This is a genomic window from Terrabacter sp. P5_B1, from assembly GCF_056400505.1.
Map to the genome: position 1 here is coordinate 1 of NZ_JBFULD010000253.1, position 6,357 is coordinate 6,357.

Sequence of the window (6,357 nt, forward strand, 5' to 3'; positions counted from 1 at the left end):
GAAGTGGCCTCTCGACGAGGAGGAGGCGGCCACAAGTGGCCTCTCGACGGTGAAGGGGGAGCGGGTCATCAGGGGTGGAGCAGGGCCGTCACGGCGAGGGCGGCCGTGACGAGGGCGGCGCCGAGGGCGACCTCGATGGCTGCGCCGAAGACGTCGCCCGTGACGCCGCCCAGGCGACGCACAGCCTGGCCGCGGACCACCACGGCGGCAGCCGCCGCGGAGAGGACCACCGCGAGGCCAGCCAGTGCGGCCGCCCACGACGAGACCCCGGGTTGGGCACGGGAGAGCCAGGCGTTGACGACGGCGGCCACGGCTCCTACGGTCGCGACCAGCCCCACCAGGCGGGACCTGGCCACCGTTCCCGCCACACCTTGCCCGAGCCCCTCCTGGYGGGCGGGAGGTATGCCGTCCCGCGCGCACACGGCGCAGGCGAGCCGGCTGGCCACGAGGGCCACGACGGCCAGAGCCGTCCCGGTCGCACTGCCGAGCAGGACGGTCAGACAGGCCGCGTCGAGCAGGAGGACGAGGACGAGGGCTGCCGCGCCGGCCGGTCCGGTGTCCCCGCGCCGCATGACCTGGAGCGACCGGGCGGAGTCGTGGCCCGACGTGAGGCCGTCCGCGAGGTCGGCGAGGCCGTCGAGGTGCAGGGCGCGGGAGAGCAGTGCCGTCACGGCGAGCGCCAGCACGGCGACGACCGCCGCGGGCGCCCATCCCGTGGTGGACAGGGCGCCGAACGCACTCCACATGACCGCCGCGGGCGCGCAGGTGACCGGGGCGAGGAGCATGGCGCGGCCGAGGACCGCCCGGTCGACGCGGCCGGGCGGCTCGACCGGTAGCGCCRTGAACGTGCCGACCGCGAGCCGCCAGGCGTCACGCATCGAGGGTCCTCGGCCTCGGCTCCCGGGGCACGACGGGAGCCTCGCTCAGGTCGACGACGCGACCCGCGACGACGAGGTGGACCCGCGCGGCCACAGCGGCGACAAGGGCGTTGAGCCGGCCCAGCTCGTCCTGGAAGAACCGTCCGGACACCGTCGTGGGGACGAGCGACCACCCGACCTCGTTCGTGACGACCACGACGGGAACCCTTGCCGTGCAGAGTGACTCGACGAGCTGGGCGCCCTGACGACCCACCGCCGCGGAGGCCGCGTCGAGGTCGTCCCACCCGGCGTCGTCGACGACGGCGGTGAGCCACGTCCCGAGGCAGTCGACGAGCACCGGTCCCGTGGCGCCGGCGATGACGCGCGGCACTTCCGCCGTCTCCACGGTCCGCCACGACTCGGGCCGGCGCCCGCGGTGGGCGTTGACGCGCCGGCTCCACTCCGGGTCGCTCGGGTCGGCCGTGCGCCCGGTCGCGACGTAGGTGACGTCGGAGTGGTCCCCGAGCAGGTCCTCGGCGTGGCGGCTCTTGCCGCTGCGGACCGGGCCGGTGACCAACGTCGTGGTCCGGGCCGCGCCGACGCCGAACGCGCCGCTCACCGCGGGCGCTCCGCGTCGGACAGCGGGGTGCGGGCGCCGGCCTTCGCGACGGTCGCCGGCTCGAACACGACGGGGACCCCGAAGGCGGCTCGGCGGGCGCCGCGCCGGAAGACCCGCAGCAGCGCCGGGCCTGCGAGGACGACGAGCACGGCATTGAGCACGCCGCGGGGCAGGTCCCACGCGAGCGACGTCGCAAGGTAGAACAGGCCGTAGTGGGCGAGGTTCTCGGTCAGAGGTGCGCCGGGGACGAAGCCCATGCCGCTGGGGGAGCCCGCCCCGAGGAACGGCCAGAACCACAGGTTCATGAACAGCCCGAAGACCAGTCCCGTCACGAGGGCGTATGCCGCGAGCACCCAACGCTCTGCGCGTCCTCCCGCCCGGGCTGGCAGCAGACCGGCGCCGAGGCCGATGCCGCCGGCGCAGATCATCTGGAAGGGAAGCCAGGGACCGACTCCGCCAGTCAGCAATGCACCGGTCGTGACGGCCAGCGCGCCGGAGACGAAGCCGACGCCGGGACCGAGGACGCGGCCCGCCACGATGACGACGAAGAACATCGGCTCGAGTCCCGCGGTGCCGGCGCTGAGCAGGCGCAGGCCTCCGCCTGCGGCCGCCGCCACCCCGAGGACCGCGATGGTCTTGGCGTCGAGGCGCCCGGCCGTCACCTCGGCGAGGCAGACGACCGCGAGCAGCCCGAGGAGGACGGCGAAAAGCCACGGTGCGTCGTTGCCGTGGTCGCGCGCGAAGTCCCCCGTCACGAAGAAGGGCCAGGTGAAGGCCACGACCCCGACGACACCGACGACGGCCACCGCCACGACGGCCGGCCACCGCAGCGGGATCACCCGATGGCCGGTCATGCGATCCTCGCGAGGGCACCCGCGACCTCGGCGACGGTGAGCCAGGTCTGGGGGAGCAGCACCTTGGTCACCTGCGGTGCGAACGCGGGCGACGATGCGAGGACGTCCCGGGCGGGCCCGTCGGTGACGACCTCGCCGTCGGCGACGATGACGACGCGGTCGGCGACCTCCGCCGCCAGCTCGACGTCGTGGGTGGCGAGGAGGACCGTCGTGCCCTGGGCCGCGAGTCCGGTGAGCAGCTCGCCGAGGCGCTTCTTGGCGCCGTAGTCGAGCCCGCGCGTCGGCTCGTCGAGCAGGAGCACCTCGGGGGACCCCGAGAGGATGACGGCGAGCGCGAGCTCGAGCCGCTGGCCCTCGGACAGGTCGCGTGGATGCACGGTGGGGTCGATCCCGCCGGAGATGCGGTCGAGCAGGGCGCGAGCCGTGCCGGGCGTCGCCGCGAAGTCGCCGTCGGCCGCGGCGCACTCGGCCGCGACCGAGTCGGCGTAGAGGAGCAGCTCGGGCTGCTGCGGGACGAGCCCCACGGTGCGCACCCGCTCGCGGGCGGTGAGAGGGTGCGGGTCGATGCCCGCGGCCCCGACGCGCACCCGGCCGCCGACGAGCCGGTGCTGTGCCGCGATGGCGCCGAGCAGGGTCGACTTGCCGGCCCCGTTGCGGCCCATCAGCGTCGTCACGGACCCGCGGGCCACGTCGAGGTCGACACCGTCCAGCACGATCCGGCCGCCGCGCGAGACCCGGACGCCGGAGAGCTGTACGGCGTCGCCGGGCCCGATGACGCGCAGGTCTGCCACGGGGCGCGGCGCGCTGGCGCCGAGGGCGTCGCGCAGGTCGGCCGCCTTGCGGCGGGCGTCCCGGATCGACAGGGGGGTCGGCGACCATCCGACGAGACGTGAGAGCCCCACGACGGGCGGGTAGATCTGCGAGCGCAGCATCGCCTCGGCGGGGTCGAGCAGCTCGGACACGTGCCCCTCGTCGACGAGGACGACGCGGTCGGCGTGGTGGACGACCCGCTCGAGCCGGTGCTCGGCCAGCACGACCGTGACCCCGAGGTCGTGCACGATGCGATGGAGCGAGGCCAGGACCTCTTCTGCGGCAACGGGGTCCAGCGCCGAGGTCGGCTCGTCGAGCACGAGCACCCGGGGTCCTGCGGCGAAGAGGGCGGCGATCGCGACACGCTGCTGCTGGCCACCCGAGAGGGTGCGCAGTGACCGCGCGCGCAGCGGCGTGAGCCCGAAGAGGTCGAGGGTCTCCTCGACGCGGCGGCGGATCGTCGTCGAGTCCAGGCCCATCGTCTCCATGCCGTAGGCGACCTCGTCCTCGACGACGTCCGTGACGAACGTCGATGACGGGTTCTGCTCGACGAGCCCGACGACGGTGGCGAGGTCGCGCGGGCGGTGCGCGGCGGTGTCGAGTCCGTCGACGGTGACGCGGCCCGTCAGCGTGCCACCGCTGAAGTGCGGCACGAGCCCGTTGATGGTGCGCAGCAGTGTCGACTTGCCGCTGCCCGTGGGACCGACGACGAGGACGAGCTCGCCCTCGGGGACCTCGAGCGTCACGTCATGGAGGCTGGGAGTGGGGGCGCCGGCATACTGCACCGACACGTGCTCGAAGGTGATCACGGGGCGACCTCCCGGGGACGGGGTGTGAACCAGGCGGGCGACGCGGCGACGAGGGCGGCGAGGACCGCGAGCAGGGGGACGGCAGGCAGCTCGGCCCGCTGGCTGGGGACGATGCCCTCCCAGCCGCGCGCCGAGGCGACGATGAGGACCGCGGCTGGCACAGCGCCCGCGACGACCGTCATGGTCTCGGTCCACGTCCACCGGTCGCGGCGGTGACCCGACCGCGGGTCGCGCGAGGCGCCGACGACCAGGCTCGAGCCGGCGAGGAGGGCCCCGAGCGCGAGCACCGGTAGCCCGAGCACGCCGCCGGCCGAGGAGTCGAGCAGGCCGTAGAGGCCGGCGAGGACGCCGACGAGGCCGGCCAGCGCGAGCCCCGTGGCGGCTCTCCGGCTCGTCGTGGTCGAGCGGACCGCTCGGCCGTAGCCCCGCGACTCCATCGATGCCGCCAGTCCCAGGGACCGCTCGAAGGCGGTCTCGATCACCGGCACCGTGAGACGGGCCATCTCGCGCAGCCCGCGGCCCTCGCGACCGCGGAGCGTCCGAGCGGCGCGGACGTCACGGGCGTCGGTCAGCAGCTGAGGGGCGAAGGTGAGTCCGACGACGACGGCGGTGCCGACGTCGTAGAGCGTGGCGGGCAGGTAGCGCAGCAGCCGACGCGGGCTCGCGAGCGCGTTGGCCGCACCGAGGCACGCGAGGACCGCGGCGAGCCGCAGGGCGTCGTAGGCGGCATACAGCAGGGACTCGAGCGTCACGGTGCCGCCGATGCGGATGCTCGAGGCCCAGTCGGGCAGCGGCACGCTCGGCAGCGTCACGACGACCGTCTCACCGACGATCCCGTTGCCGAGCAGCGCAGTCATGACGATCCGGAAGGCGACGAGCACGGCGCCGATGACGAGGAAGGCCGGCAGCGGGTTGACCGTCGCAGGGTCGTGGCGCTCGCTGACGACGAGGACGCAGACGCCGATGACGAGCAGCAGCAGCACCGGGTTGGTCGTGCGCGACGCCGCGGTGGCCAGCCCCACACCCCACAGCCACCAGGCTGCGGGGTGCTGGAGGCGGGCCTTGTGCGCGAGCCGCGTCACGGTCGTCGCGGCCGCTCAGCCGTCCTGCCGGGCGCGCGAACGCGAGCGCACGAGCAGGTAGGCGATGAGGGCGAGCAGGACGAGGCCCGCGATGACGTATGCCGCCACGCTCCCACCCGAGGTGCCCGAGCTCTGCGCTGCGGCGACGTCCGCCCCCGGGGCCGGGGTCGTCGCGGACGCGGACGGGGTGCTGGCCGGGGCGGCGACGGTCACCGGCTGGTCGGCGGCCTTCGCCTCCGGGCTGACCTCCTTGACGGCGCCGCCGCAGTCGCTCGTCGGGTAGCCGGCGACGCCGCAGACCAGGCCCTTCTCGGTGCGCACGTCGCCGGCGGTGGCCAGCACGGCTGCGCTCGTGGCGTCCGTGGCGACGACGGCGCACAGGGCCTTCGGCGCGGGCGGGGTAGCGCCGTCGGCGGCATCCGCGGGGCGCCCGAAGTCGACGACGAGACCGACGCGCTTCTTGCCCGACGCGGCAGGGGTCGAGCCGCACACCTGGTCGAAGGTGAGGACGGCGCGCGGGTAGCGGGTCGACGACTCGTCCGCGACAGCGAAGCGCCAGCCGTCGACGGCTCCGTCCTTGGGGACCGTCTGGTCCGGGCCCTTCTGCGCGTAGGTCCAGGCACCACCCGTGAGCTGGTAGAAGCCCCAGTAGCGGTACGCGGCGGCGTGAGCCGGCGCGAGGGTCAGGGCGGACAGGCAGGCCGCGACGACGGCGGCGAGCACGACCCGGATGGGGGTGCGACGAACATTGGACATGGTTCCTCCTCGCGGCGGGACACCATGTCGGGTCGCTGGTGGAGCCGGCCCGGCGGGGTGACTCCGGTCCGCATTCCACGACAGACTGACAAAGGAGCCGGTAGGACGCGGGTTTTCCGACTGGTCACCCGGGGCCGGCTGGCGGCAGGGGGTGGTGTCACGGTTGCGGGTCAGCGCCGGAGTCACACCGGCTTGCCCCATCGTCCTTCGGTAGCCGAACCGTTGCACGCGGGGTCGCCGCCCGTCAAACGGGCCGCCGTCGAGTGTGCCGTCTAGGGTGTCGGCATGAGCGCTGACTGGTCCTGGCTGTTCCTCGACGCCCACGGCAACCCGATGGAGGGAGCGGGCCTGGCCACGACCGGCTTCCCCACCCAGAGCGACGCCGAGAGCTACCTGGGTGAGTCGTGGCGCGAGCTGCTCGACGCGGGTGTCGAGGCGGTCACGCTGCGCGAGCACGACGCCGTCGTCTACGGGCCGATGAGCCTGCGAGCGGCGGAGTGAGCACGCCCTCCGGCGGTCGTGGCGGGTCCGGGCCGGGCCTGTCGGCCGGGCTCGAGCGCGACCTGCGGG

7 protein-coding genes are annotated in these 6,357 nt (G+C 74.6%); 1 reads left to right on the forward strand and 6 read right to left on the reverse strand.

Annotated elements, in window-relative coordinates:
• Window positions 1-68 precede the first annotated feature (68 nt).
• From AC1DP0_RS16295 to AC1DP0_RS16320, 6 genes are read right to left on the reverse strand one after another with little or no spacing between them, the layout of a single operon-like run.
• Complete coding sequence (locus tag AC1DP0_RS16295) at window positions 69-878, reverse strand: adenosylcobinamide-GDP ribazoletransferase (protein ID WP_478086116.1); 810 nt, start codon at window positions 876-878, stop codon at window positions 69-71.
• A complete protein-coding gene (locus tag AC1DP0_RS16300) occupies window positions 871-1,476 on the reverse strand; it encodes a bifunctional adenosylcobinamide kinase/adenosylcobinamide-phosphate guanylyltransferase (RefSeq protein ID WP_478086118.1) in 606 nt (201 codons plus the stop codon). Before AC1DP0_RS16300 ends, AC1DP0_RS16295 begins: the two co-directional genes overlap by 8 nt.
• Window positions 1,473-2,330, reverse strand: a complete 858-nt coding sequence (locus AC1DP0_RS16305) for an ECF transporter S component (RefSeq protein ID WP_478086120.1) — start codon at window positions 2,328-2,330, stop codon at window positions 1,473-1,475. The genes AC1DP0_RS16300 and AC1DP0_RS16305 overlap by 4 nt, the downstream gene beginning before the upstream one ends.
• Complete coding sequence (locus AC1DP0_RS16310) at window positions 2,327-3,949, reverse strand: ABC transporter ATP-binding protein (RefSeq protein ID WP_478086122.1); 1,623 nt, start codon at window positions 3,947-3,949, stop codon at window positions 2,327-2,329. The genes AC1DP0_RS16305 and AC1DP0_RS16310 overlap by 4 nt, the downstream gene beginning before the upstream one ends.
• Complete coding sequence (locus AC1DP0_RS16315) at window positions 3,946-5,031, reverse strand: energy-coupling factor transporter transmembrane component T (RefSeq protein WP_478086124.1); 1,086 nt, start codon at window positions 5,029-5,031, stop codon at window positions 3,946-3,948. Before AC1DP0_RS16315 ends, AC1DP0_RS16310 begins: the two co-directional genes overlap by 4 nt.
• 15 nt (window positions 5,032-5,046) lie before the next feature.
• Complete coding sequence (locus AC1DP0_RS16320; protein ID WP_478086127.1) at window positions 5,047-5,787, reverse strand: SCO2322 family protein; 741 nt, start codon at window positions 5,785-5,787, stop codon at window positions 5,047-5,049.
• A gap of 285 nt (window positions 5,788-6,072) precedes the next feature.
• Between AC1DP0_RS16320 and AC1DP0_RS16325 the strand changes: the two genes are divergently transcribed.
• Window positions 6,073-6,288: a hypothetical protein gene (locus AC1DP0_RS16325; RefSeq protein WP_478086129.1), complete on the forward strand. Its 216-nt coding sequence runs from the start codon at window positions 6,073-6,075 to the stop codon at window positions 6,286-6,288.
• Window positions 6,289-6,357: the final 69 nt, after the last annotated feature.